General features: G+C 69.4%; 20 protein-coding genes. 11 read left to right on the top strand and 9 right to left on the bottom strand.

Features of this window, described 5'->3' with window-relative positions; all coding sequences use genetic code 11:
* Positions 1 to 42 precede the first annotated feature (42 nt).
* On the top strand, positions 43 to 1,290 hold the full coding sequence (locus tag OO68_RS12525; protein WP_244201837.1) for a phospholipase D-like domain-containing protein: 1,248 nt from the start codon (positions 43 to 45) through the stop codon (positions 1,288 to 1,290).
* A 62-nt stretch (positions 1,291 to 1,352) separates the two neighbouring features.
* Here the strand turns inward: OO68_RS12525 and OO68_RS12530 are convergent, their stop codons facing one another.
* Both OO68_RS12530 and OO68_RS12535 read right to left on the bottom strand, forming a co-directional pair.
* Complete coding sequence (locus tag OO68_RS12530) at positions 1,353 to 1,892, bottom strand: GNAT family N-acetyltransferase (RefSeq protein ID WP_033308375.1); 540 nt, start codon at positions 1,890 to 1,892, stop codon at positions 1,353 to 1,355.
* Positions 1,889 to 3,172, bottom strand: a complete 1,284-nt coding sequence (locus tag OO68_RS12535) for an NsdA family TPR-like regulatory protein (protein ID WP_078625263.1) — start codon at positions 3,170 to 3,172, stop codon at positions 1,889 to 1,891. The genes OO68_RS12530 and OO68_RS12535 overlap by 4 nt, the downstream gene beginning before the upstream one ends.
* 242 nt (positions 3,173 to 3,414) lie before the next feature.
* Between OO68_RS12535 and OO68_RS12540 the strand changes: the two genes are divergently transcribed.
* From OO68_RS12540 to OO68_RS12570, 7 genes are all read left to right on the top strand, one after another.
* Entirely contained in the window at positions 3,415 to 3,861 is a 447-nt protein-coding gene (locus OO68_RS12540) for an ATP-binding protein (protein WP_033308376.1), read from the top strand.
* A 227-nt stretch (positions 3,862 to 4,088) separates the two neighbouring features.
* Positions 4,089 to 4,277: a hypothetical protein gene (locus OO68_RS12545; protein ID WP_033308377.1), complete on the top strand. Its 189-nt coding sequence runs from the start codon at positions 4,089 to 4,091 to the stop codon at positions 4,275 to 4,277.
* A gap of 188 nt (positions 4,278 to 4,465) precedes the next feature.
* Positions 4,466 to 4,645 (top strand): FxLD family lanthipeptide, encoded by a 180-nt coding sequence (locus OO68_RS12550; RefSeq protein WP_016825826.1) that lies wholly within the window; start codon positions 4,466 to 4,468, stop codon positions 4,643 to 4,645.
* A 157-nt stretch (positions 4,646 to 4,802) separates the two neighbouring features.
* Positions 4,803 to 7,817, top strand: coding sequence for a lantibiotic dehydratase (locus tag OO68_RS12555; protein ID WP_051814609.1), 3,015 nt, complete (start codon positions 4,803 to 4,805; stop codon positions 7,815 to 7,817).
* Positions 7,814 to 9,088 (top strand): lanthionine synthetase C family protein, encoded by a 1,275-nt coding sequence (locus tag OO68_RS12560; protein ID WP_033308379.1) that lies wholly within the window; start codon positions 7,814 to 7,816, stop codon positions 9,086 to 9,088. Before OO68_RS12555 ends, OO68_RS12560 begins: the two co-directional genes overlap by 4 nt.
* A gap of 21 nt (positions 9,089 to 9,109) precedes the next feature.
* Positions 9,110 to 11,191 carry a methyltransferase, FxLD system gene (fxlM, locus tag OO68_RS12565; protein WP_033308380.1) on the top strand — a complete coding sequence of 694 codons (2,082 nt, stop codon included), beginning with the start codon at positions 9,110 to 9,112 and terminating at the stop codon, positions 11,189 to 11,191.
* Positions 11,192 to 11,279: 88 nt separating this feature from the next.
* Entirely contained in the window at positions 11,280 to 12,413 is a 1,134-nt protein-coding gene (locus OO68_RS12570; protein ID WP_078625264.1) for a hypothetical protein, read from the top strand.
* A 7-nt stretch (positions 12,414 to 12,420) separates the two neighbouring features.
* Here the strand turns inward: OO68_RS12570 and OO68_RS12575 are convergent, their stop codons facing one another.
* The 5 genes from OO68_RS12575 to OO68_RS12595 form a co-directional block, all read right to left on the bottom strand.
* Positions 12,421 to 14,127 (bottom strand): relaxase/mobilization nuclease domain-containing protein, encoded by a 1,707-nt coding sequence (locus OO68_RS12575; RefSeq protein ID WP_033308381.1) that lies wholly within the window; start codon positions 14,125 to 14,127, stop codon positions 12,421 to 12,423.
* Positions 14,124 to 14,771, bottom strand: a complete 648-nt coding sequence (locus OO68_RS12580) for a MobC family plasmid mobilization relaxosome protein (RefSeq protein ID WP_078625265.1) — start codon at positions 14,769 to 14,771, stop codon at positions 14,124 to 14,126. The genes OO68_RS12575 and OO68_RS12580 overlap by 4 nt, the downstream gene beginning before the upstream one ends.
* A 37-nt stretch (positions 14,772 to 14,808) precedes the next feature.
* A complete protein-coding gene (locus OO68_RS12585; protein WP_209442572.1) occupies positions 14,809 to 16,140 on the bottom strand; it encodes a hypothetical protein in 1,332 nt (443 codons plus the stop codon).
* 91 nt (positions 16,141 to 16,231) lie between these two features.
* Positions 16,232 to 16,930: an ATP-binding protein gene (locus OO68_RS43935; protein WP_078625266.1), complete on the bottom strand. Its 699-nt coding sequence runs from the start codon at positions 16,928 to 16,930 to the stop codon at positions 16,232 to 16,234.
* Positions 16,927 to 17,853: a hypothetical protein gene (locus tag OO68_RS12595; protein ID WP_033308384.1), complete on the bottom strand. Its 927-nt coding sequence runs from the start codon at positions 17,851 to 17,853 to the stop codon at positions 16,927 to 16,929. Before OO68_RS12595 ends, OO68_RS43935 begins: the two co-directional genes overlap by 4 nt.
* Before the next feature lie 516 nt (positions 17,854 to 18,369).
* Here OO68_RS12595 and OO68_RS12600 point away from each other — a divergent pair.
* From OO68_RS12600 to OO68_RS12610, 3 genes are all read left to right on the top strand, one after another.
* Entirely contained in the window at positions 18,370 to 18,612 is a 243-nt protein-coding gene (locus OO68_RS12600) for a helix-turn-helix domain-containing protein (RefSeq protein ID WP_033308385.1), read from the top strand.
* A 534-nt stretch (positions 18,613 to 19,146) separates the two neighbouring features.
* Positions 19,147 to 19,353: a helix-turn-helix domain-containing protein gene (locus tag OO68_RS12605; RefSeq protein ID WP_033308386.1), complete on the top strand. Its 207-nt coding sequence runs from the start codon at positions 19,147 to 19,149 to the stop codon at positions 19,351 to 19,353.
* 165 nt (positions 19,354 to 19,518) lie between these two features.
* Positions 19,519 to 20,505: a tyrosine-type recombinase/integrase gene (locus OO68_RS12610; RefSeq protein ID WP_245236952.1), complete on the top strand. Its 987-nt coding sequence runs from the start codon at positions 19,519 to 19,521 to the stop codon at positions 20,503 to 20,505.
* Between the two features lie 307 nt (positions 20,506 to 20,812).
* Here the strand turns inward: OO68_RS12610 and OO68_RS12615 are convergent, their stop codons facing one another.
* Together OO68_RS12615 and OO68_RS12620 are read right to left on the bottom strand one after the other, a co-directional pair.
* Positions 20,813 to 21,376, bottom strand: a complete 564-nt coding sequence (locus OO68_RS12615; RefSeq protein WP_245236953.1) for a hypothetical protein — start codon at positions 21,374 to 21,376, stop codon at positions 20,813 to 20,815.
* Positions 21,377 to 21,510: 134 nt separating this feature from the next.
* Positions 21,511 to 23,757 carry a hypothetical protein gene (locus OO68_RS12620; protein ID WP_245236954.1) on the bottom strand — a complete coding sequence of 749 codons (2,247 nt, stop codon included), beginning with the start codon at positions 23,755 to 23,757 and terminating at the stop codon, positions 21,511 to 21,513.
* Between the last annotated feature and the right edge of the window lie 50 nt (positions 23,758 to 23,807).

Here is a 23,807-nt window from a genome sequence, read left to right on the forward strand (position 1 = left end):
ACCGCCGAGGTCCTCGCCCAGGACAGCAAGGACCTCCCGCTTATGGAGGAATTCGTACTGCGGCTGGTCGACCACAACGTGAGCAACACGCGTGGTATCGCCGGCCTACTCGGCCTGCCCGAAAACATGGTCGACCGGACCGTCGCCGTGCTGTTCGGCTCAGACGACCTCAAATGGGCCCGCCCCACCCCCGCAGACGCAGGCCGGGCTCCCGGCCTGCGGCTCACAGACAAGGGCCACCTCACTGCCCAGAAGGCCGCCGCCGTAGCGCCCGTGCGGGTCAACCAGCCGCTCGTCTACGACCAAATGCTGTGGAAGGTAGCCCCCTACGACCGCCGCACCACCATCCCGCGCGGGCAGGCCGAGGAAAACGGCATGATCATGCTGCCCGCCGCAAGGTCCGGGCCCGTCAACGACGGAGACATCACCGCAGCGGAAATCACCGCTCTGCTCCGCGAGAACGGCAACAACAAACGCGAAGTCCTCCAGGTCAAAGGCATCTCCCAGGCCCCGGCCCGCCGTGTCCTGCCGGTCAAGCTCCTGGTGTATGCCGACGCAGACCGTACCGACGTCGAAGTCGGCATCGTTGTCGACGGCGAACTCAGTCAGGCCCACGAACTCGCTCTCATCGGCCACGGTGGTGCCAAGGCCCTCGGCATCTCTGTCGCGCCGCCCCCCGAACGCCCTCTTCTCGACCCCGACCTCGAAAAGGCCCGCGTACCGCTGCAAGAGGTCACCCAGCACCGTGCAGAACAGGCCGCATTCCAGCTCGGCGCTCACGCCCCCATGCCCGGTCCGCCGGCAGTTCAGCAGCCACAGGCAGACGAGATCCGAGCCATCGGAGTCTTCGAGCATCCGGACGTCCTCGACGACGCACTCACCAACGCCCGCCGCCGACTCTTGATCATCTCCCCGTGGATCAAGAACGCGATCATCACCACCGACTTCCTTAGCAAACTCGAACGCCGGGTCAAACAAGGCGTCAAAGTGGACATTGCCTACGGCTACGAGGAAAACGACACCAAGACCGACCCTGCCTCCGTCCGGAAACTCACCAACCTCGCTGACCGCTACCGCGACAAACTCAGCTTCACGCGTCTGAAGAGCACCCATGCCAAGGTCCTCGTCTACGACGACGTTTGGGTGACCACGTCCTTCAACTGGCTCTCTTTCAAAGGTGATCCCGAACGCACCTACCGCATGGAGGAAGGAAGCCTCGTCCGCAACCGCCAGATCGCCGACACCCAGTACGCCCGCTACCTTGAGCTGATCGCCGACCAGCGCCGATAACTGTCAGCGGTGGTGCCTCCCGCATGCCGCTGCACCTTTGCACCGGGTCTTGTGAGCGTCGGTCAGCCGCTGGCTCGGATCATTACAGTGAGGACCGGTGAGGCCGGTGACGGCTGGCTCTGTCCGATGTCCTGGTACCCCCACAACTTGTAGAGCGCGTGGACCTTTCCGTCGCCAGCGGCCGGGTTGACCATGAGCGTGACGTACGGCTCGTCGCGTGTGGCGAGGAGGGCGTCATGGATACGCCGGGCAGTACCGGTCTTCCGCCAGGTCGGTCGGACGCCGATCTCCTTCAGGGCCACGGCCGGACGCTCGGTGTACATCTCCGCCGGCGTCGGGCTGGTGCGCTGCCAGTAGCGGTCGCCGTGCTCGATGGTGTTGCCGTAGGCGTAGCCGACCGGGTGCCCGTCCGCGTACGCGAGGACGGCCGTGAACCCCGGCTCGGTGCCGTGCCGGTCCAGGCGTTCGCCGAACGCGGTGACCGCGTAATTCGGCAGGTGGAGGAGCGGGGCGCGCACGTCGGCGTACACGTCGAGGAGGTCGCCGCGGGCTGTGTCGAGGGTGGTGAAGGTGCGCAGTTCGATGGCGGGCGCCGTGGTCATGCGGCCATCCTCCAGGTGGCGGTGTGCTCGGTCCAGGTCTGCACGGTGGAGCTGGCCGGCGCGGTGGCGCGCAGTGCGGCCCCGAACTCCTGCAGCATGCGCGTGACCCGGGCGTGCTGGGTGGCAGCCTCGGCGGGGACCTTCATCGCGGTGGCCGTGGCGGCTTCGGGGGCGCCCTGGGCGAGCTGGGCGTGGGCGAGCCGGGTGGTGGTGATGGCCCGGGAGCGGATCATGTGGGGCCGGAGGGCGGACAGGCAGCGGTGGGCGTGGTACTCGGCGGTCGAGTAGTCGCCGAGCGCCAAGTGCGCGGAGAGGGCCAGGGAGTCCAGTTCGGCCTGGTCGTAGAAGGCGAGCATCCACACCGGGCGGTAGTCGGTGGGGTCGGCGCGCAGCATGGCGTCCTGGGCCTGTTCGAAGGCACGGCGGGTGCCCGTGCGGTCCTGGGCTGCGCCGTGGATGGCTCCTTGGCGGGCCAGGCCGAGGGAGGCGAACAGGGGGTCACGGCGGGTGAGGTGCAGGTTGCGGGCGACGTCGTTGGCGGCGAACGCGTCGGCAGGGCGGCCCATGTGGCGGTACATGGTGCCCGCGTGGCTCCAGATGCGGAACTTGATCGCCTGATCGCCGGACATCTCGGCGAGGGCCTGGGCCTCGCGCATGTGTGCCTTGGCGACGTCGTAGCGCCGGCCGTCGATGGCGGCCCACATCGCCGAGGAGCGGAAGGCAGCCGCTGAGGCGTAGAGGTTGCTTCGTACGCGCTGGGTGGCGCTGCCTGCGTTCTGGAGGTTGAGCGCCTCGTCGGCGAGGGCTGCGGCCCGCTGTTCGATGCCGAGCTGTCCGCCGTGGCGGTGGTCGCTGGCGATGATCTCGGCGAAGCGCTTGTTGAGGCGGTTGACGTCGCTCATGCCGATCCGGCGCGGCGATGCTGTACCGGGTGCGGCTGCTGCTGCGGCTACCGCCGCGATGCTGCCGACGAGGGTGCGGCGCTTCATGTCGGGGTCCTCCTGCTGTGGTGGGGCCGGGGTGGACGAAGGCCGGCTCCGTGGCACGAACCCTAAAGCGACGGCAGGTAATCCGGTGACGTCCTCAAGTGCTTTGCGGGCAACTGACTTTGGCCACGTGACCCGGCCCGATTTCCATGCCCGGACCGATGAGCCGTCGAGTCCTCCAGGGCGCCCGACCAACCGTTCAATGGCCCTGTTCACGGCCTCGGCGAGGTTGTTGGAGCTGTAGCCGTGTTCGGTCATCCACGCCTCAAGAACGGTGTTGCGGGTGGTGTCCATGCGGGCACGGTAGTCCGCGCGATCCCCACCCGCCAGGTAAAGGAGAGGTCAAAACGTCCTAGGTGGGTCCGTCGGCTGCATGCCTGAACGTCCTAACCAACCTGCTGGGAAAGGGAGTTGTCTGGGTACTGGTCGCCCGCCGCGGCCCCACCGTGCGGGCGGCTGTTGACGGCCCGGCCCGCCTCCGAGGTTCCCCCGCGGGGGCGGGCCGGGCGCCGAGACGACACGAAGGCTCCACCCCAATGACGAGTCTGAGAACACCAGTTGAGGCCCTCTCCGTCGGCCATCCCACGTACAGCCAGACCTTCCCGTGTGAGCCATCCACGGCCGAGCTCGGCCGCGAACTCGTCCGAGACGTCCTTGGTGTGTGGCACCTCGACGGTCTCGCCGACCGTGCCGCGCTGATCGTCACGGAGCTGATCGCGAACGCCTCCAGGCACACGCCGTGTCCCGAGATCCGCCTCACGGTCGGGCGGCCGAGCGCGACACGAGTGCGTGTCGGGGTCGTGGACCGGGAACCGTCGCGTCTTCCCATACTCAGCCAGGCGGCTGACGACGACGAGTCGGGGCGCGGGCTGCTCCTCGTCGATGCTGTCGCCGACCGGTGGGGCTACGACCTGCGCGGCTCGGGCAGATGCCCTTGGGGCAAAGAGGTCTGGGCGGAACTCCGTACCGAGGGCGGCAAGTGAGCGTCCAGGCCACGGCACCCTCGCCCCTTCCGGACCTCACCCGACTCCGGCCCCGCCAGCAGATGGCCATGGACTGCGCCCTCTGCGCCCGGCCGCTGGGAGCGAGCGGTCGACGGCTGAGCGATCTACGCCACCGGGGCCTGCCGTTCCTGCTCTGGGCCTGCGCTCCCAACTGCCAGGCCACCAGATCGACTATCCCGACCAGCTGAGAAAGGGGAAGTTCTTCCATGGAGTGGCCGTGGATCACCGGTGATTGCTGGCTCGGCTGCGGGCGTACCGGCGTCCTGGTGATCTGGCTCGGTCCGGTGCAGTGGGACGGGCAGCACGCTCCCTTCTACGCGTGCGAGTCCTGTCTCGATCGTCTCAAGGCCCAGGCGCTCGCCTACTTCATGGAGCGGCGACCGGCATCTGCTTGATCAGAATCCCGGCACATGACTTCCCGGCGTGAGGCAGGCACCCCGCGAGGACTTCTACGCGGAGTACGTCCCCTCCTGCCGGGCAGCCAGGGGCCGTCCGGTGAGCAGCCCTCTGGCAACGCTCCCGCGGCGGCACCTGGTGGGCGCTCCAGCCCAGTAACACCACAACGATTACGAGGAGTTGAAGCATGACTCGCAGCACCGTAGTTCCCAGCCGCACCGAAGTACGCCCGCAGATCCCTGGGGCATCGGACGGCTTCGACCTGGACGTCTCCCTCGTCGAGATCGCCGACCCGGCGGGCCTTGTGAACCTGACCGACGACAACTGCGGGTCCACCTGTGGCGCCTGCACCACCAACGTCGCCTGACCCGGTCCCGAGGTCACCCCGGTCTGGTGCCGCCGCGTCTCCGCGCGGCGGCACCAGCCGCCGGCCCCCTCACCTACGGAGGTACTTGGTGATTGCTCCGACTGCAGCGTTCCGCACCGGTTCCACCGCTCTGGTGCGCGCCGTGGCCCGGCCCTCGTTGCCGTTCCCTCCGTGCCCTGACCTCGATGACCGCTCACCCAGCGGTTCGTCTGCCCGTTTAGCGTGGCTACGCACGGTATGGGCGGACAGCGACGTCGCCGAGGCACTCCACCACTCCAGCCCGGCCCTGGCCACGCAGGTACGGGCCCTGTGTACGGCCGAACGCCCCGCCCTCCGTGACGTGCAGCGCACAGCGCTGTCCGTGGCCCGCTACCTGCTGCGGGCCCAGCACCGGTCGACGCCCTTCGGCCTGTTCGCCGGCGTGGCCACCGCGGAGTTCGGCCCGCAGGCACGGGCCGACTGGGGCGAGGAACACGTGGCCGTCGGTCGCGCGGGGGCGGAGTGGCTAGCTGCCGTCGTCGAGCGGTTGGAGTTGTGTCCGGACCTGCTCGAACGGCTACCCGTCGTCGTCAACAACACCGTGACGTACCGGGGAGACCGGCTCGTCGTGCCGTTTCAGCCCGACGTCCACGACGACCGGACACGTGCGGTCGAGGCGTCTCTGGCCTTGACCGGACCGGTGCACGCGGTCCTTGCCGCGGCCCGGCTGCCGATCCGGTTCGGAACCCTGGTGGACAAGCTCCAGGCGGAGTTCCCCGAGGCCGGTCCCGAGAAGGCACGTCAACTGCTGGCGGAGTTGGTCCAGCAGCGGGTGCTGATCACGGGCCTGCACGCTCCGAGCACCGAGACCGATGCCCTCAGGTATCTGGTGGGCCAACTCGACGCAGTCGACGCTGGAAGCCTCGCCCCGGTCGCGGAGACCGTACGCGAACTCCACGCGGTCCGGGCGGGCCTGAAGGAATGTGCCACGCATGGCGGCCGGAACAGCGTCGCGGCGCGGATGCGAGACCTCGTCCCCGGCCTGCGTCGCCACTCCGTCGCGCTCGACCTCCGCCTGGACGCACAGATCGTTCTGCCGCAAGCGGTCGCCCGAGAGATCGAGCGCGCCGCTCTTATCCTGACCCGCTTGAGCAGCCGCCCGTACGGGACCGCCGCCTGGAACGAGTACCACCAGCGGTTCTACGAGCGGTACGGCATCGGCACGATGGTGCCGCTCGCGGAGGTCGTCGCGGACAGCGGCACCGGCTATCCCGACGGCTACCCAGGCGCTCCGGCCAGCCCACGCAGGCCCCGCGTCTCCGCTCGGGATGACGTCCTCGTACGGCTGGCCCAGGCCGCCGCACTCGACGGCCGTGACGAAGTGATCCTCACGGACGACCAGATCAAGGCCCTGGAAGTGGGCCCCGACGAGCCTCGGCTGCCGCCGCACTTGGAGATCGGGGTGCGGGTACACGCGGCCAGCCTGGAGGAGTTGCAGCGCGGGCGGTTCCGGCTGGAGGTCATGAGCGTGTCCCGAGGCGCCGGCGTCTCCACGGGCCGGTTCCTCAGCGTGCTGGCCCTCGCGGACCGGGAGGCACTGGTCGCAGAGCTTGCCGACCTCCCGGCCGCAGACGGGAACACCGTGCCCGCGCAGCTGTCTTTCCCGCCCCTGCTCCCGGAGAGCGCCCACGTCACCCGCTCCCCACAGGTTCTCCCCACCGTGATCAGTCTTCAGGAGCACCGCGCCCCGCAGGACACCGTCCTGTCCCCGGAGGACTTGGCTGTGGGGTGCGACGGCCGCCGCATGTACCTCGCTGTCCCCGAGCGAGGCCACCGTGTTGAGACCGTCGGGATGCACGCGCTGAACCTGCGCACCCACACCCCGCCGCTGGTGCGGTTCCTCACCGAACTGTCCCGCGCCCAGTGCGCGCAGGTCACCGTCTTCGACTGGGGCGCCGCAGCTGCGATGCCGTTCCTTCCACGTCTGCGGTACGGCCGGACCGTACTGGCCCCGGCGCGCTGGCGGCTGGAAGCGTCCGAACTGCCCGGCCGTGCCCGCCCTCGGGCCGAGTGGGACACCGCGCTCAGCGACTGGCGTGCCCGGCGGAGGCTGCCGCACCGCGTCCATCTCGTTGAGGACGACCGACGCCTCTTCCTCGACCTCGACGAGGCCGGCCACCGTGCGCTCCTGCGCAGGCACCTCGACCATTCGCGCCTGGCCGTGCTCGTCGAGGCCCCGGAACCGGAGGCGTACGGCTGGTGCGGTGGGCGAGCCCACGAGGTCGTGGTACCCCTCAAAGCAACCAGGCCGTCGGCATGGCCGCCACTGCCAGCCCCCACCCGGGCTCGTGCCCTGTCGGTGACCCAGATGCAGACACCTGCCGCTTCCCCGGTTCTTCTGGCCGCCCTGTACGGTGACCCCCGCCGCCAAGACGTCTTACTCTCCCGGTACTTGCCCGGCCTACTCGAACAACTCGGCAACCCGCCATGGTGGTTCATCCGCTTCCGCGACCCGGACCAACACCTCCGCGTACGCATCGCCCTCCCCGCCCTGGAAGCCTTCGCCGACACGGCCCGAACGGTGAGCGCCTGGGCCGACGAGCTACGAAGCATCGGCCTGCTGGCCGACCTGCGCTATCCCACCTCCTACCGGGAGATGGGCCGCTGGGGCTCCGGCACCGCATGGGAGGCGGCCGAGGAGGTGTTCCGGGCGGACTCGCGCGCCGTCCTGGCCCAACTCGCGCAGCCACGGCGTCCGGGCCAGCGCACGCTGGTGGTGGCCCACACGGTCGCCATCGCCTCCGCTTTCCTGGGCACCACCGAGGCTGGGATGCAGTGGCTGATCGACCATGTCTCGCCGATCGCACCCGTGCCCGTTCCGCGCCCGCAGTTCACCGAGGCCGTACGGCTCGCCGACCCGAGCGACGACTGGTCGGCCTTGTGCAGGGTCCCGGGCGGAGACGCCATCGTGTCCGGATGGACTGACCGGGATACGGCGCTTGCCGCGTACCGGCCGCACCTTCCCGGCCCGGACACCCAGGGCATCGCCCTCGACGACGTTCTGACCTCCCTGTTGCACGTCCACTTCGTGCGCCACGTCGCCGTGAACTTCCTGGAGGAAGAGGTGTGCCTCTACCTGGCGCGCGCCGCCGCCCTGGCCTGGACGGCTCGCACTCGGGGGAGAACCTCGTGAACGCCCACCCTGCGCTCGGTCTGGTCGACACCATCGCCGCCCAGCTCGCCGACCCCGAGACCATGCCATGCGGCTCTAGGACGCTGTCCTTGGATCGGCAGCATCTTGCCTACGGGCCGCCCGGCATCGCGCTCCTGCACATTGAGTTGGCCGCGAACGGCCTCGGCCCGTGGCACCGCGCCCACGACTGGCTCACCGCCGCCTCCCGGCAGCCGCTCACCAGCGGCCCGGACAGCCACCCGTTCTACGGAGTACCTGCCTTCGCCCACGCCCTGTCCTGTGCCGCCGACCACCTTCCCGGCTCCTACCACCGCGCCCTCGACGCGATGGACGCCCAGATCACGGTCGACGTCGGACGCCGTCTCGACGCGGCCCACCGCCGCATCGACGCCAGACGCCTGCCGCAGCTCGCCGAGTTCGACGCCATCCGGGGTCTCACCGGATACGGCGCCTACCTACTGCGCCGAAGCCCCGGCAGCTCCACGACGCGCGCCGTTCTCGACTACTGCGTGCGCCTCACCGAACCGATCACCCACCACGGCGAGACCCTTCCGGGCTGGTGGGCGGAGACCGGGCCCTCGGGCAGCCCGGACGACCGATTCCCCGGCGGGCACGCCAACACCGGTATGGCGCACGGCATCGGCGGCGTCCTCGCACTCCTAGCCCTTGGCGCTTGGGACGGCTCCGTCACCGATGGGCACCACGCAGCACTGCACACCATCCTGGCATGGCTGGACCGCTGGAAGGAGGAGGTCGACGGCGGACCGGTCTGGCCGTACTGGGTCACTCAGGGCGAGCTGCGAAGCTGGCATCTCGCCCCGTCCGCACCCCGGCGGCCATCCTGGTGCTACGGCACCGCCGGCCTCGCCCGCGCCGAGCAACTTGCCGCGCTTGCCCTCGGCGACACCCGCCGCCAGATTGCCGCGGAGAAAGCACTCGTGGCCGCCCTTACCGCCCCCGAGCAGCTGAAGGCCACGACGGACAACGGCCTCTGCCACGGGTTCGCCGGCCTCGCCCACGTCGCCACGCGTACGGCCGACGACGCCCACCGCTCGACCGCGGAGAAACTCCGCGCCGCGATCCCGGCCCTCCTGGCTGCGGTCATGCCACCGGGCACCGACCCCGAACTCACGGCCACGGCGCTCATCCAGGACGAGGAATGCGGCCTCGGCTTCCTCGACGGCGCCGCCGGCATAGCCCTGGCCCTCCTCGCGTCCAGCACCGCCGCACCACCCCGGTCCGCCTGGGACGCATGCCTCCTCATCGCTTGATCCACCGACCGAAGGACCTCAATGCCTCCCGACCGCTGGCAGCAGCACAACATCGCCTTCGCCGACCGCGAGATTGCCCGACGCACCATCGCCGAACGCCTTGGCCCCGCCCTGATCGAGGCCGAGGCCGACGGCCAGCTGACCGGCTGGTGGTTCATGAACAAACAGCCCTGGCCGCTGCGTTACCTCGCGGACAAGCCCTCAGCAGCCATCGAGTCGCTCCTGAGCGATCTCATCGGCGACGGCGTGGCCGTGTCGTGCCTGCCCTGCGTCTACGAGCCCGAGACCGACACCTTCGGCGGCCCGGAGGCCATGGACACAGCCCACGAACTGTTCCACAGCGACTCCCGCCACCTGCTCACCTACCAGCCGAGCCCGATGCACCTGGGACGCCGGGAATCCGCCGTCCTGCTGGCGAGCGTCATGATGCGCGGTGCCGGACTCGACTGGTTCGAACAGGGCGACGTATGGGCGAAGGTCGCGACCCTTCGACCAGCCACCGCTCCACAACCGTCCGAACGAGCCGCCGAACTGGCTCCGGCCATGCGCAAGCTCATGACCGCAGACGCCCACAGCCTCTGCCGCCCTGGTGGCCCACTCCACGCGCACGAGGAATGGGTGACCGCCTTCGAACGGGCCGGCGCCACGCTCGCCGACCTCGCAGGCCGCGGCGCCCTCACCCGCGGCCTGCGAGCCGTCATCGCCCACCACGTGATCTTCCACGCCAACCGCGCCGGTCTCCTCCGGTACGACCAGAGCGCCCTGTCCCACATCGCACGAGAGGTAGTCATGGGAACGAGTGACCACACCGAGTCGCCCACCGAGGCAACGGTCGACATCGATAGCGTCAGCGCGGTGAACACCGACGCGATCACCACCCCGAGGGCGGACGCCGAGCGCCTCCGCAACGCCCTGGTCGACCAGCTTCGGGCGGACGGACCCGCCCGCACGCCCGCCGTCGAGACCGCGTTGCGGACCGTTCCCCGCCACGTGTTCGTGCCCGACGCGTCACTCGAAGACGCCTACGCCAACGCACCGGTGCACATCAAGTACGACACCGACGGCACATCCATCTCCTGCGCCTCCCAGCCAGGCGTCGTCGCCCTCATGCTGGACCAGCTCGAAGCCCAGCCCGGCGAGCGCATCCTCGAACTCGGCGCAGGCACCGGCTACAACGCCGGTCTGCTCGCCCACCTGGTTGGCGAGAGCGGACACGTGACCACCCTCGACGTCGACGACGACCTCGTGGAAGGCGCCCGTGCGCACCTCGCCGCCGCCGGGATCACCAACGTCGAGGCCGTGACCCGCGACGGAGCACTCGGCTACGCCGAAGCAGCGCCGTACGACCGGATCATCGCCACTGTGGGCGCGCACGGCGTGCCGCACGCCTGGCTGCAGCAACTAGCGCCCGGCGGTCGGCTCCTCGTCCCCCAGCGCCTCAAGGGCACCGTCTCCCGCTCCATCGCCTACGAGCAGCGCGACGGCCGGTGGGTCTCCCTCGGCAGCGAGATGAACACCTTCATGCCCCTTCGGCGGGGCATCGCCGATGACGACCGCCGAGTCATCCCGCTCAGCACGGACGGCACCGTACGACTCCAGGCCCCCGCCGGGCTCAGCATCGACGCCGATGCCCTCGCAGGTGTACTCGCCCAGCCGCGCACCGAGGAGTGGACCGGCATGACGGTCCGCGCCATGGAGTCGCCGGAGTGGATGGAACTGTTCGTCACCTGCTCCCTCCCCTCTGGTCTGATCCGGATGCTGTTCCCCCAGAGCGCCAAGGGCACGCTGCTCACCGAGGACCCCTACCCCTCGTCAACTGCGGTCGTTGACACGGGTGCCGTTACCTACCTCGCCCGGCGCGTGTCCAATCAGAAGACCCCCGAGGGCGACAGGCTCTGGGAGTTCGGCGTCATCGGCCACGGCCCCGGCAGCGACGAGCTGGCCGCGAAGGTCGCCGACACCATCCGTACCTGGGACAGGGAGTACCGAGGTCGTGAGGCCACGTTCGAGATCCAGCCCCTCGACACCCCCGCCATCGAGCAGCGCCCCGGTCTCTTTGCCCTCGACACACCGCTGAACCGCATCGTCGTCGACTGGCGATGACGCCCCACGCGTAGCGGACGGTGCCCGTCGGCGTACAGCTGGCGGACACCGGCGCCTCATCAGTCCTCGCTCTCGACCTGGGGGATCCATGGACCCATACGGCCCCATAGCCCAGCGTTTCCCGCTCGTCGCCCGCTTCCGCCCCGCCTGCCTGCCCCTGCCTGAACGCGTACGCGCACTCGTCGACCTGGCCGACAACGCGGTGAAAAGGACCGACCAGGGGCTCGCCTCGGCCGTCTACAACCAGGCCGCGCTCATCGCCTCCGACCTCGACCTCCCCGAGCTCGCCCGCGAGATGTGCCACCAGCACGCCGCCGCCTACCTGTACGCCTACCCCCTGCCCGGCATGAGCGCAATCCGCGGACTGGAACCGGTCGTCAACCTCGCTCGCCTCCAGATCCGCGCCGGCCACCCCGACGAGGGCCGTCAGCGACTCCTCAACCTGTACAAGGCCATCGAGACGGGCACAGCCGCCCGGTTCGAAGGCGTCAACGTACCTGCGAACCTCACTGCGACCGGCGAAGACCGCCAGGAGGTTCGCGCGTGGCTGTGGCGCGTCCTCCTCGCGGACGGCACGCGCACCCTCACCGCCGAGGGGCGATGGCCCGAGGCGCTGGCGCACATCGGAGCCCACCACGGCATCGGAAAGCGAATGCTCGACGGCCGACAGGTCGCCGTACTCGCCGCCCTCGTTGCGGGTGACACCGCGCAGGCCGCTGCCCTCCTTGCCGACACGATGCCCGGCGACCCGTGGGAACAAGCCGTCACGGCATGTCTGACCGTTCTATGCCGCCGCGACGCCGGGCAGCCGACCGACGGCCACCTGGCGGATCTGGTGACGGCCTACCTCGGACGGAAGGCCGAACCCGGGATGACCGTCTTCGACACCCGGCTCGGACTTACGGTCCTCGACGCATTCGGTTCCGCCGATGCGCTCGCCGCGCATCGCATCGTCGAGGGCCTCCATCGCAGGACGACGGACACCGAAGACGGCTATGCGGCCCGCGAGACCCTGGCTCACCCTCTGTTCACCGAGATCGCCACGGACCGGCAAATGCAGGACTGTCGCGTGCTGGTGCGCGCCTGCGCCCTCGGCTCAGGGACCCTTCCGAACGAGCTGCGAGGAGAACTGACGGCGGCTCTGCGCACCAGCGACCGCGTGATCCGGGAAAGCCTCGCACGTCCCTCAGATCCCGGAAAGACGCAGCCCCTGCGGCTCTGACGTCGTTTTACCGCCGCCGTCCTCGCGGTGCTTGCGGAACAACCGGGGCAGCCGTTGCCGTCGTCGGCAATGGCGCAGCGGACCGTTGTGTTGCGCTCCGGGCCTGCGCTGCCAGGGCTCGTGCAGTGGGCGCCGGCCTTGCGCTGAGGCGTTCGATTCGCCACGCCAGGGTCCTTGCGGGGGATCGGGCGTCCTCCAGGGTCCGCTGGTCGACAGCCTGCTGGAGAAGCTGCTCCGGGTTGTGGCCTGCTGCCTCGGCTTCGGCGAGGGCAGTGGTCAGGGCACCGAAGGCGGGATCTTCGGTGATCTGCTCGACGTGATCGGGCACGACTTGGTGCAGGTGGAGGATGTGCCTGTCCGCCGCCTGCTGAGGCGGTCGGCGCTGAGCGAGGGCGGCCAGTGGTGCGGCGGCTGCCTGGTCGTAGGCCGCCTGGAGGTGCAGCAGGGTCTGCTGGGCGGCGGCAACCTGCTGGTCGTGGTGGCGGAGCTGGTGCCAGCGAGCGGCGGCGATGACGACGAGGATCGCGGCGTCGAGGAACATCGCCAGGGCGGCGCCGTCCCTGGGTACCGGATCGCGGAGCATCGCCCGCACGGCACCACGCAGGGCGCGGGCGTGCTGGTGTTCGGCCTGGATGCGGGAGCGTGTGGCGCGCTCGAACGCCGTTGCCGCCTCTCGGAGCTGAGGCCGAAGAGCCTGGGGCGCGAGGAGAGGAAGGGCGTCGAGGGCTTCACCGAAGGCGGCGAGGTGGGCCTGGGAGGCTTCGTCGTCGGTCCGGTCGAGGTGGCGCGGGATGCGTTCTGCGGAAGCAGTGGCCTGGTGCCACGTGTTCGGCCTGCGCCGACCCGGCTGGGCGCCTGCCTGCGGTTCGGTGTTCTCCAGGCGTTCTCGGATCTTGGGGAAGGACAGGTCGGGGGCGAGTTCGGAGCCGGAGTACCAGACGGGCCTGTTGTCGGCGGTGGTGGTGTCTTCGGCAGCGACCTTGTAGCCGCGGACGTCGCCGGAGGGGAAGTGCACGATCTCGACGAGTACGCCGTCGATGTGGCTGAGCAGGTGGACGAACTCCTCCATAGTGGAAGCAGCGGCCACAGCGGTGCGCACGGTGGCACGCAGGCGCTCGCGAGCGGGCAATCGCTGGCCGGTACGGCGGGCCTTCTCCTGCTCGGCGCGGGTGGTCCGCTTGGCGGCGGTGCGGTCGCCGCGGGCGACGCGGAAGAGGCCGTATTCCTTCTCGATGGCGGCGAGTTCGCGGTCGGCGGTGAGGTAGTCGTTCCAGTGGCGTGCGGCGTGCAGATCTGCGCGGACCTTGGTGGCGGCGATGTGGATGTGGTCGGGGGCGTGGCGGACGGCGACCCAGCGGCAGCCGTCCGGATCACCGGCGGGCGCGATGCCGGTGGCCTCGACGACCCGGCGGGCGATGGCGGCCCACTCCTCGTCGCTGAGGTGGCGGTCGCTCTCGGCGGCCCGGATCGAGCAGTGCCACGTGTGCCGCTCCGGGGCACGGCCGAGCCGCCGGGCCTGCTTGACGTGCAGGTCGAGGTCGGCCACGAGGAGCCTCCTGGCCGCGTTAGGGTCCTCAGCGCGGCCGGGGTCGGGGGCGAAGCCGTCCCAGGAGGCGACCAGATGCGGGTCGGTGTGGTCCTTGGCCTTGTTCGTGTCGAACAGATACCGGATCAGGCCCGCGGTCTCCTTGCCACCGCTGATCTTCGCGATCACCGGGCCGCCCGCTTGGCGACGGCCTGGTTCGCGGCGGCCGCGATGTGGCGGACGGCCGTGCCAACCGCGTCCAGGGTGCGCTCGGTCTGGGCCAGGACAGCGGTGTCCCCAGGGTGCGGGGGGCCGCCGGAGTTGAGCTTCTTGGTGATCTGGTTGAGGTTGCGGCCGATCCTGGCGACCTCGCTGCGCAGGGCGGTGAGCTCGTCGATGTAGTCGTCGAGCTCGGTGCGCTGGCCGGGCAGGGCGAGGTCGCCGTGGACGTGGGCCATGACGACGGCTCCAACGTAGTGGGCGCCGGCGATGTTCAGCGAGCGGGCCATGCGCTGGATGTCGGCCTTCTCCTCGACGCTGTAGCGGGCGTCGACTCGCTCCTTGCGTTGGCCGTTCGGATCGGGCTTGCGCCGTCGGGCGACGCGGTGCAGCGCGGCGGCTTCGGCGGCACGCGGCAGCGCGACGGCGGCGGTGTCGACGGGCTGTTCCTGCTCGGGCACCCCCTGGTGCCCGAGTGCCTCCGCCACCCCCGGGGCGGAGGCGTCCCCGCTGCGGCCGTCCCTGGACGGTCCAGCGGGATACCTTGCTCCCGCCGAGGTGGGGGTGGTCATCTCTGTTGGAGCGACCGGCAGTTCGTGGTGCGAGTCGTGCATTGATCGGTCTTCCATGAGGTTGGGGGCGGGGGCGGTCTCAGTGAGGGTGGTCGGCGCGCGCGGCCTGTTCCCTGGCCTTGACGGTGCGGACGACTTCTCCGGCGATGTCGCTGCCGACGCTGTAGCCGTTCGCGCGCACGGTCTCCTCCAGCAGGTCACGGGAGAGACGTCCGTGCTCGTCGTAGAGGTGATCTGCGTAGTCGATGAAGAGCTCGCGTGTGGCGCGCGGTTTGCGGCCCTGGCCATTCGGCTCCGCCCGCGAGGTCTTGCCCGGATCGTCGCCCTGCGGCTCCCCGCCCGGTTTCGATTCCGGGCTGGAGGTCGTGCGGGCGGGCTGCCGCGGGCGGTTCTCGGGCTGAGGGCGGGCTGCCCGGTCGGCGGTGTCATCGCCAGCGACCTTGGCGGGCGGGCGGCCCGGAGTCTCTGCCCGCTTCGCTGCGGTGGCCCGCGGGCGGGCGGTCGCGGTGCCGCCCGTCGTGCGCGCGGCAATATCGGGCCAGCGGGCGGGCAACGGGACGGTGACCAGGGCGAGGGCCTGTTGGCGGGTGGCGAGCTTGCGCAGCAGCAGCTCGTCCTGGCGTTCGTCGCGGTCGACGTCCGCCTGCTCCAGGGCCTTGTGCAGGCGGCGGGTGAGGCGTCGGCCTCGCGGCTTGCTGCGTCTCTCGGGCTCCATGGTCTCTGCCCGGAGGATCAGGGTGACCGCCCGGTCGAGGGCGCGCTCGCGGATGATCCGGGCGGAGTCCGCGTCCCGGTCTGCGATCCCCATGCGGGCCAGCAGCCGTTCGCGTGCCTGTCGGGTGAGGACGGCGGTCAGGCTGCGGGAGTCGGCGTGCGGGCTGCGGTTGCGCAGTTCGATGCCCATGGCCAGGTGCCACAGCACGGCCGCCAGCACCGGGCCGACGAAGGCGCGCACGGTTCCGCCGATCAGCCCGGACTCGGCGTAAGCGGGCACGATCTGCACGCCGGTGATCACCCAGGTGAGGGTGCCGGGCGCCCCGGGTGCCTGCTTCGGGCCGTTGAGGTTCTGCCGGGCCATCAGCGCGGTGGCGAACAGGGCGAGTTCGGCGGCTGCGAACATCGCGGCGCGCTCGACGGTGCCGCCCATGTCGAGGTAGTCGGCGGCGAACCGCCAGCTGGTGTCCGCGCTGTATGCGGTGCAGCCGATCGCGGCGACGGCGGCGACCGGGATGGCGGCGGTGCCACGTCGCTGCCCGCTGCCGTGCTTGCGGGCGCGCTGCCACAGCCATCCAGCGGTCAAGGCGAGGGCAGCGAGTGGGACTACGGCTGCTGTGGGTGAGGGGATCCAGTGCGCCAGGGACGCTGCCTGGGACGTTGCGGCGCTTGTGGCCAGGGTGCTGCCGGATGTCATGCAGGGGCTCTCCAAGGGCTCGCGCGATCGAGGGCATGCCTGTGCGCGGGCGGGTGAGGTGAAGGCAGGGAAGGGAGACGCGCGGCGGCCGTCAGGCGGCGGGCGCGGCACGGCGTCGGTCGGGGCCGGTGAGGATGACGCGTTCGGTCATCTCGGCGAGGCGGGAGGCGACGCGGTCGCCGAGTGCGGTGCGTAGCTCGGCGGTGGGGAGGTTGGTGGTGATGAGGGTGGGGAGCATGTGCTCGTACCGGTGGTTGATGAGCCGGTAGGTGAGCTCCTCGGTCCATTCGCTGATCTTGGCCGCGCCGAGGTCGTCCAGGAGCAGCAGCGGGCAGCGGGCCAGCGTCTGCAGTTCCCGTTCGCCGTCGTGGCCGGCGCGGGGGCGGAGCCGCGCGTGGAGGTCGGCGGAGGTGGTGGCCTCCCAGCGCAGGCGCACGCCTCGGGTGAGGAGGGCGCGGACGGCGCCGTATGCCTGGTGGGTTTTGCCGGTGCCGGTGGGGCCGGCGATCAGCAGCGACGGTCCCTCGGCGATGCCGGGTCCGCTCGGGCCGGGGCGTCCGGCGCGGGCGATCTGGTCGGCCCAGGTGGTGATCTGGGGGTGGTCGGCCAGGGCGCCGCGGTAGCGGGCGGGGATGCGTGCGTCGGCCAGTTCCAGGGCGGTGACGCGCTCGGCAGGTGGTTCCTGGGCGGCAGCGGCGGTGGGGTCGATGCCGCGGCTGGCCAGGATGCCGTTGAGCCAGTCGGCGAGGGGACCGAGTTGGCGGGGCTCTCGGCTGAGGGTGGCGGTCAGAGCTCATCTCCGTAGGCGGCGACGACGTCGGTGGGGTTCGTCCACGCCCTGTGGGAGGCGGGCGTGGCGGGGGAGGCGGCGTTCATGACCTCGTGGACGAGGCTGGGCAGAACGCTCGGGGACAGGCCCTTGACGCGATGGCGTTCGAGGGCGGCCCGGAGATGGGTGGGGGAGATGCCCTCGTCGAGCAGTTTGCGCACCTGTCCGCCGAGCTGGTTCAGGAAGGCGTCCGGCGGGCGGTGGTTGCACGCGGCGACGTACTCGCCAAGGAGCTGCTTGGCCGAGACGGTGTCGGGTGCGAGGGCGCTCGCGCCCCCCGAAGGGGTATCTCCTAGATCCATGATCCTAGGTCCTAGATCCGGGCAGTGAGGCTTCACCGACGGCTCCGTGAGTCCTCCGTGAGTCCTCACTGAGGACTCACGGAATCTACCCTGACCTGCGACTTCGTCATCGGTGTCCGGATTCACTGCGGGCTCGCGCATCTCCCGTGAGCCCTCATGTAGGGCTCCGTGAGGTGGCAGTGAGGGCTCCGCGAAGCCGACACCCTGAGCGGCGCTCGGGGTGGCTCCGGCGGGAACGTCGTGGTGCGGGCAGGCCGGGAGGCGGCTCTTGCTCGGCCGGTTGATCTTCTGGTGCCGGCTCCAGGTGACGATGTGCATGTACCGCTTGTCGTCCGGCCCCTTGTAGCGGCAGAGCAGCCCGGCGTCGGCGAGCTGGGCGAGGTCCGTCTCGACGTCCGAGGGCCCGTGTTCCGGGCGAAGCACCCACAGTTGTCCCGCGATGATCGCGGCGTGGTCGCGGTGGCGGCCCTGGTCGTCGGCCTGGGTGAGCAGGCCGAGGAAGGTGCGCTCGGCGGTCAGGGAGACGGCGGCCAGGGACTCGGAGACGAAGGCTTCGGGCTTGATGGTGCGGATTCGTGCCAAGAGGGGGTGGTTCCTCACTCGGTTGTAGATGGGCGGGCACCCATTGCTCACCGTCGATGGGCGGTACGGGCCTCAGGGGTGGGGGAGTTGGCTGGTTCTGCCGCGCGCGGCACGTCGATGGCCACTCGCGCGCTTTCCGGGGGTGTCGTCAACATAGCCACACCCATGCGGCGCAAGTCCAGCCCTGTCCCGCGCAATCTCTCACGGCAGAAAGGCGCAGAGAAAGGAGTCGGGAAGGGGAGGTTGCAAAACTGCAGGGCACGATCGGCGGTTGACGAAATAGTTGCCTTGGTGGCCGAGCCAGAAGCATCACATAGAGAAGCCGTTGACGCCCCGCCGACAGGGAAGCTACAACACAACACCCCACGTCAGAGCACTCGCAGAGTGGCAGTAGATGTACCGGATTTCGATACATCCGGACCTTCCGCGGTCGCTTACCCGGCCAACCGAGCGAGCGCAACATAGACGACGATCGCCGGTTCACCAAACCGGCGAATGCGAGCTACAAATGGAGCCATGGCAGCACGACCCCTGGAAATCGGTCCGTACGGAATACGGGCCGCCCGCACCATCGAAATCCTCCGCACCGAACGCGGCCTCGCTCAACGCGAACTCGCCGCCCATGTCACCGCCCTCGGCCGCCCGATGTCCAACACGATGCTGTCCCGCATCGAACGCGCCCAACGCCGGTGCGACGTCGACGACCTAGTCGCTCTCGCCCAAGCCCTGGATGTCCCTCTCCTCACCCTGCTCCAGTGATCGGCTCGTGAGGCGAGAGGCAGCCGACTCCTGCGCGTCCGGCCCCCTGCCCTGCCGGCTCGTGAGCTGAGTCCGCCGGGGGCTTATAGCACCCGATGCCCGGTTACCGAAACCGGGGATTCTCCGGATGGTTTGAGGTGTCCAACGGGACCGACCCCTCTGTCCCACGTGGCTAGACGCGCCCCAACCCAACCAAGGGAGTACACGAAGTTGCCTGCGCCTTCCCCCCGTACCGAAGAGCCGGCTGTCGCAGAGTTCCGCCCCCACTCCAGCGTCCTCCGACCGACCGTTTCGGCTCTTCCCCACGCCTTCAAGGCGTGAGCTCGGCCCGAGGCCCCGCCTGACAAGTGCGCGGTTGCGAGACGCCTGCCCCGCACATCGCCAGCCCTCGTGCCCACGACGCGTCACGCCGTAACCGCTGACGCCTCAATGCCCTGGCAAGGCTGATTGGCCTTCTACTGAACCGGCCTACAGCCCGGCTGCCGAATCGCCGGGCCACTCATCCCACCCCACCTGCACCGCCAAGGACTCCCCATGCCTGCCCGCTTGCTCTCCATACCCGCTGTCGCCGCCGCTCTGGACGTCGACCGCCGCACCGTCTACCGCTTCATCGCCGCCGGCGACTTGCCCGTCGTCGATCTCCGTACCGGCCCCGGCCGCTCCCGCGTGCGTGTACCCGCTGCCGGGCTGGAGGAGTTCATCAGCAGCAGGACCGTCACCCCGGCCATGGCTCGTCACTGACCCGCACCTGTTTCCGAATCCCTCGACAGTCGAACAAGGAGTAGATCCACGTACCTCCGGAAACTGGCATCCGGCAAGTGGCAGGCGACCGTACGCAACAGAGCGGGAGACCGGTTCAGCGAGTCGTTCCCCCTCAAAGCACAGGCCCGAGCCTGGGGCGCCGACATGGAGAACCAGTTCGCTCGCGGCGCCCTGCGCGACCCGCGAGCGGGCGAGATCTCCTTCAGCGACTGGCACGACCGATGGTGGAACGCCCGCATCGTCGAGCCCCACACCTTGCGCGGCGACGCCTCCTCCATCAAGAACCATGTCCTGCCCTACTGGGAGGGCTGGGAGATGCGGGCCATCACACGCATGGACATCCAGAGCTGGATCCGCGCCCTGGTGGAGAAGGGCGCCGGAGCCTCCGCGATCAAGAGGGCGTACAACCTGACGTCCTCCATGATGCGCGCGGCAGTCGACGACGACATCCTCGCGGTGAGCCCTTGCCGCAACATCGACCTGCCGGCCATCGCGGTCAAGCCGCCGCAGTGGTTCACGCTCGATCAGGCGCAGAGCATTCTGGACGAACTCCCCACGCCTTGGCGGACGATGTGCTTGCTCGGCTTCTACACCGGGCTGCGCTGGGGCGAGCTCTCCGGCCTTCACCGCCACCGCATCGACCAGCGCCGCTCGCGCCTCTTCGTCGTGGAGGTCAACACCAAGAGCGGCATCAAGGAGTATCCGAAGAGCTCCAAGAGCCGTCGCGAAGTCCCGCTCCCGCCCCACGTCCTCGAGGCCCTCGAACGCCACATCCACCGGCTCGAACGGGACGCCGTGGTGTTCACCACCATCACCAAGGGTCGCGCCGGCCGCCTCCTCAGCGACAGCAACTGGCGCACACAGACGTGGTGGCCGGCCGTCGACGGCGCCCGCTACTTCGACGGCGACGGCGAGCAACAGCCTGTCCCGCACTACCCGCCGCACTCCATGCGCCACACCTGCGCCTCATGGCTGGTCCAGAAGGGAGTCTCGCTCTACGAGGTCCAGCACCTCCTCGGTCACGAGAGCTTCCAGACCACCCAGCGCTACGCCCACCTGCAGCCGGACGCGCACAAGGCGGTGCTCGGAGCCTGGGAGCGTCTGGACGCGCCGCTGACCATCGCCGCATGAACGTCCTTCGCCCTGTCCTCATGGACAGGGCGAAGGTGTTTGTGTGTTTGCGGAGACGTCGGTCAGGGGCGTCGGTCGGTCCGCTCGTCTTTTCTCGGCGCGGCCAAGGGCGACTGCGCACTGGATGCTTGGTCGGGAGCGGTGGCTTGGTGGCCGTGTAGTCGATAGACCATGTCGTCGGGACAACGGTCCAGGCGGGCCCGGCGCCAGGCGACGTCGTAGGACAGGGGTGTTGCGCTGCGCCGTTGAATGAACAGGGCTCGGAGGCTGGTCAGGGGTGCCAGCAGCATCCGCCACAGGGCGAGCTTCATGGGTGCGCCCTTCGGGGTGCTCCGTCAGACCCGGACATGTTCGGGTCTGCGATGCCGCTGGGGAGACTGCCGCCGTTGAGAGCCTTAAGGGAGTCGGACAGCACGAGCATGGCCTGCTGTCGCTTCTCGATGTTCGTGAACCCTTGGCCGACCTGCTCCCATTGCTGCAGGAGCGGGAACCACCAGCGGTCGCAGGAGCAGATCAGGCGAGCAAGCCGCTGGAGTTCGGCAACGTGCTCGTCGCCCAGGGCGCCGGGGGCGTGGTGTTCGAGTTGGTCCAGGACGACGAGGTCCGGATGGTCGTAGAGGTTCTCCTTCAAGAAGCGCAGGCGGCGGACGCGCTGCTCGTCCGCTGCCCGCTGAGCCAGCAGCTCCTGTGCTGCGCTGGGCAGACCAAGAGTCGCCTTGACGTTCAGCAGGCAGTAGTTCGGGGCACGGCGGGGCAGAGCGCCGAGAGCCGCGTTGACGACGTCCTGCGCGGCGGGCACGTCTGAGGCGCACAGACGTACCGCTGTCTCGGTCGCCGTGGCATGCACGGTGGCGCGAACCGTCTCCTCCACGCTGGGAGGCACCCGCCACAGTGGTCGCCAGGTGATTGTGTATAGGGCCTCGAAGGCGATGCCATCGGTGGCACTGGGCAACAACCGTGGCTGGGCAGACCTACTCGTACGGACGGCGCGGCGCCATGGCCACCTCATACGAGGTTCTCTTCGAGCGGGAAGACCGTGCGCACACGGCTGTCGACGAGATGGTTGTAGAAGTCGTCGGCCACGCTGACGCCCTCAACGGTGGAGATGCCGCGCAGCCCGTTCATGAACCTCCAGCCGGCCTCGAACATGTTGTGGCCCCGCAGCGCCGGCAGAAGCTGGTCGCGCAACTGCGTATAGGCGCGGGGATCGTCGGCACAAGCACGAATCCAGTCCGTCAGACGCGAGGTGACCTGGGCGGCGGTCTCCGACGAAGACAGCAGGTCGTGCACGCCGCGCTGTACGTCGATGTCCGGGGGAGGGGAGCCCAGGAGCCACGGCGTGCCGTCGTGGCTGAGGGTCATCAATGCAAGGAAGGCCAGGGCGCCGCTGCGCGCGGAGGAGACCTTGCCCTGCTGCCAACTCTGGACCTCACCGGCCAGCCGCTGGGCGACGGTGGGGTGTTGGACCAGAGCATCGAAGGCAGCCTGGACTTGGCCGATCACGGTGCCGCCGGTGTTTTTGTGCGCGACCCGGCGCAGGCGCACCATTGCCCGCTTGGCCAGAGAAGTGGCGACGGAGGAGTCCTCCAGGACGCGTCGGCACACTGTAATAACCGCGGGCGCGTAACTCTCCTTCTCCGCCCATCCGTACAGCGCCTCCCACGCCAGGCGCCCCACGTGTTCGTTATGCACGGCACGTTCCATGACCGCACCAAGCACCTTGGGGTGAGTGCTGCCGACCAGGCCGCCCAGTGTCGTGAGGTAGTCCACCGATCCGTGCCGTACGGTGAGCTCGGCCAATGCAGCCACTGCGTGGTCTTCCGGCTCGGCGCTTTGAGCCGTCGCGACGAGCCAGGTCAGCAAGGGCTCACGCATGACGTCGTAGTTGTCCCAGACGTACTCCAGTACCGCGCGTCCATAATCAGGCCGGTCGAAGACCACGGTGTCCTGCAGGTCGACTTCACCGCCGACATCCTGGATGCGCCGGCGCATTCCCCGTCCGGCCAGCGCGCTGAGGGGCGGTGAGAATTTTGCTGCTGCGCCGGGAGCGTCGGGGGCGTCGCCGATGGCTTTTAGCAGAGCGGCCGCACTGCGCGCGACGAGGGGCATGGGTGCCGTCTGCTGCACAGCCATGGCCAGCAGCAGACAGCGGTCCTCCACGGTGAGTGAGGGGTTGTCGTGTGTGCGCAGGCTGTTCATCTCGCCGAACCGGCCGTCCAGTTCGCCGCGCCAGTCGGTCAGAGCCGCGATGATGCGTTCTTCCAGCGTGGGCGGGGTTCCGCCGTCGGAGTCTGCCCGCACTCGCGACTGCTGGGAGCCGACGTGGATATGTTCCTTCCAAGCCGTCACAGCGGAGTGCGCGGCCCGTACGGCGGCCACCGCCGTCAGTCCGCGCAAGGAAGCCATGGCCTTGGGGAAGGAGCGAAGCGATGTGACCAGCTGTCCGTAGCCGTTGGCGTCCAGATGCGCCTCTACGACTTCCTGGGCATCGGGAGCCTCGTGCAGACGAACCACTTGGATGCCGTCGCGATCGCTGAGACGGTGATCTTTCCACAGGTCCTGTGCCACGGTCAGCGCCAGATAAGAACCGCAACCCCGGAGGTGGGCGGCGTGTTCTGATAGCGCGTCGAGGAAGTCGGCCGATACCTGATCTTTCTCCGGGTGCTTGAGGTCAAGCTGGTAGGCGTGCGCGATCTCCAGCGGCAGGCGTCCTTTGCTGGGGGTCTTCCAGTCTGCGTCCAATTTGACCAGGGTGGCGTCGTGAGCAGTGTGCTCGGCCAGAAGCCGCAGCGCGAGGGTTGTCGAGCCGTATGAGCGGGGCGCGACGATGATGATCACGGGCTGGTGTGGGCGGCTGGTACTGGGATTGACGATCTGCTCCCAGATCGTGTTCCAGTGCGCGCTGCGAACGAACGGCTGATCGAGCAGTCGCTCACGACTTTGCTCGACGCCCTCCAGCAAGTCCTGCTTTCGGGTCTCCAGGATCAGCTGTTTGATGTAGTGGGCGACGACATCGGGGTCCCCATACACGTGTGTCGCCCGGTCCTCCGTTTCATGCACGCGATGCGCGGGCGAGACGGCATCCGGTGGTAGGGGAGCGAGGGAAGGAGATGGGGCGTCAGGGTTCGCGTCCCGTCGATCGGGAGCACCGGATCCGGGGCGCAAGCGATGCAGCCAGCCGCCGGAGCCGTTGGACTGGTTCTCGGTAGCTTCGCTGGTCGGTTGGATGGGGTCGAACGGCACGTCAGACATACGAGTGCTCCAGGGTGAGTGTGGGAAGAGTGGGAGGGCGGAAGGCCAGG

Origin of the sequence: Streptomyces iakyrus, assembly GCF_000717055.1 — a bacterium.
Lineage (GTDB): Bacteria > Actinomycetota > Actinomycetes > Streptomycetales > Streptomycetaceae > Streptomyces > Streptomyces iakyrus.

Excerpts from the sequence above, each read along its gene's own strand:
- OO68_RS12605 (WP_033308386.1), top strand. The coding sequence starts at position 19,147 with ATGCCTGCCCGCTTGCTCTCCATACCCGCTGTCGCCGCCGCTCTGGAC.
- OO68_RS12580 (WP_078625265.1), bottom strand. The coding sequence starts at position 14,771 with ATGCACGACTCGCACCACGAACTGCCGGTCGCTCCAACAGAGATGACC.
- OO68_RS12545 (WP_033308377.1), top strand. The coding sequence starts at position 4,089 with ATGGAGTGGCCGTGGATCACCGGTGATTGCTGGCTCGGCTGCGGGCGT.
- OO68_RS12600 (WP_033308385.1), top strand. The coding sequence starts at position 18,370 with ATGGCAGCACGACCCCTGGAAATCGGTCCGTACGGAATACGGGCCGCC.
- fxlM (WP_033308380.1), top strand. The coding sequence starts at position 9,110 with ATGCCTCCCGACCGCTGGCAGCAGCACAACATCGCCTTCGCCGACCGC.
- OO68_RS12620 (WP_245236954.1), bottom strand. The coding sequence starts at position 23,757 with ATGTCTGACGTGCCGTTCGACCCCATCCAACCGACCAGCGAAGCTACC.
- OO68_RS12535 (WP_078625263.1), bottom strand. The coding sequence starts at position 3,172 with ATGGACACCACCCGCAACACCGTTCTTGAGGCGTGGATGACCGAACAC.
- OO68_RS12540 (WP_033308376.1), top strand. The coding sequence starts at position 3,415 with ATGACGAGTCTGAGAACACCAGTTGAGGCCCTCTCCGTCGGCCATCCC.
- OO68_RS12610 (WP_245236952.1), top strand. The coding sequence starts at position 19,519 with ATGGAGAACCAGTTCGCTCGCGGCGCCCTGCGCGACCCGCGAGCGGGC.
- OO68_RS12570 (WP_078625264.1), top strand. The coding sequence starts at position 11,280 with ATGGACCCATACGGCCCCATAGCCCAGCGTTTCCCGCTCGTCGCCCGC.
- OO68_RS12585 (WP_209442572.1), bottom strand. The coding sequence starts at position 16,140 with ATGACATCCGGCAGCACCCTGGCCACAAGCGCCGCAACGTCCCAGGCA.
- OO68_RS12525 (WP_244201837.1), top strand. The coding sequence starts at position 43 with ATGGAGGAATTCGTACTGCGGCTGGTCGACCACAACGTGAGCAACACG.
- OO68_RS12550 (WP_016825826.1), top strand. The coding sequence starts at position 4,466 with ATGACTCGCAGCACCGTAGTTCCCAGCCGCACCGAAGTACGCCCGCAG.
- OO68_RS12530 (WP_033308375.1), bottom strand. The coding sequence starts at position 1,892 with ATGACCACGGCGCCCGCCATCGAACTGCGCACCTTCACCACCCTCGAC.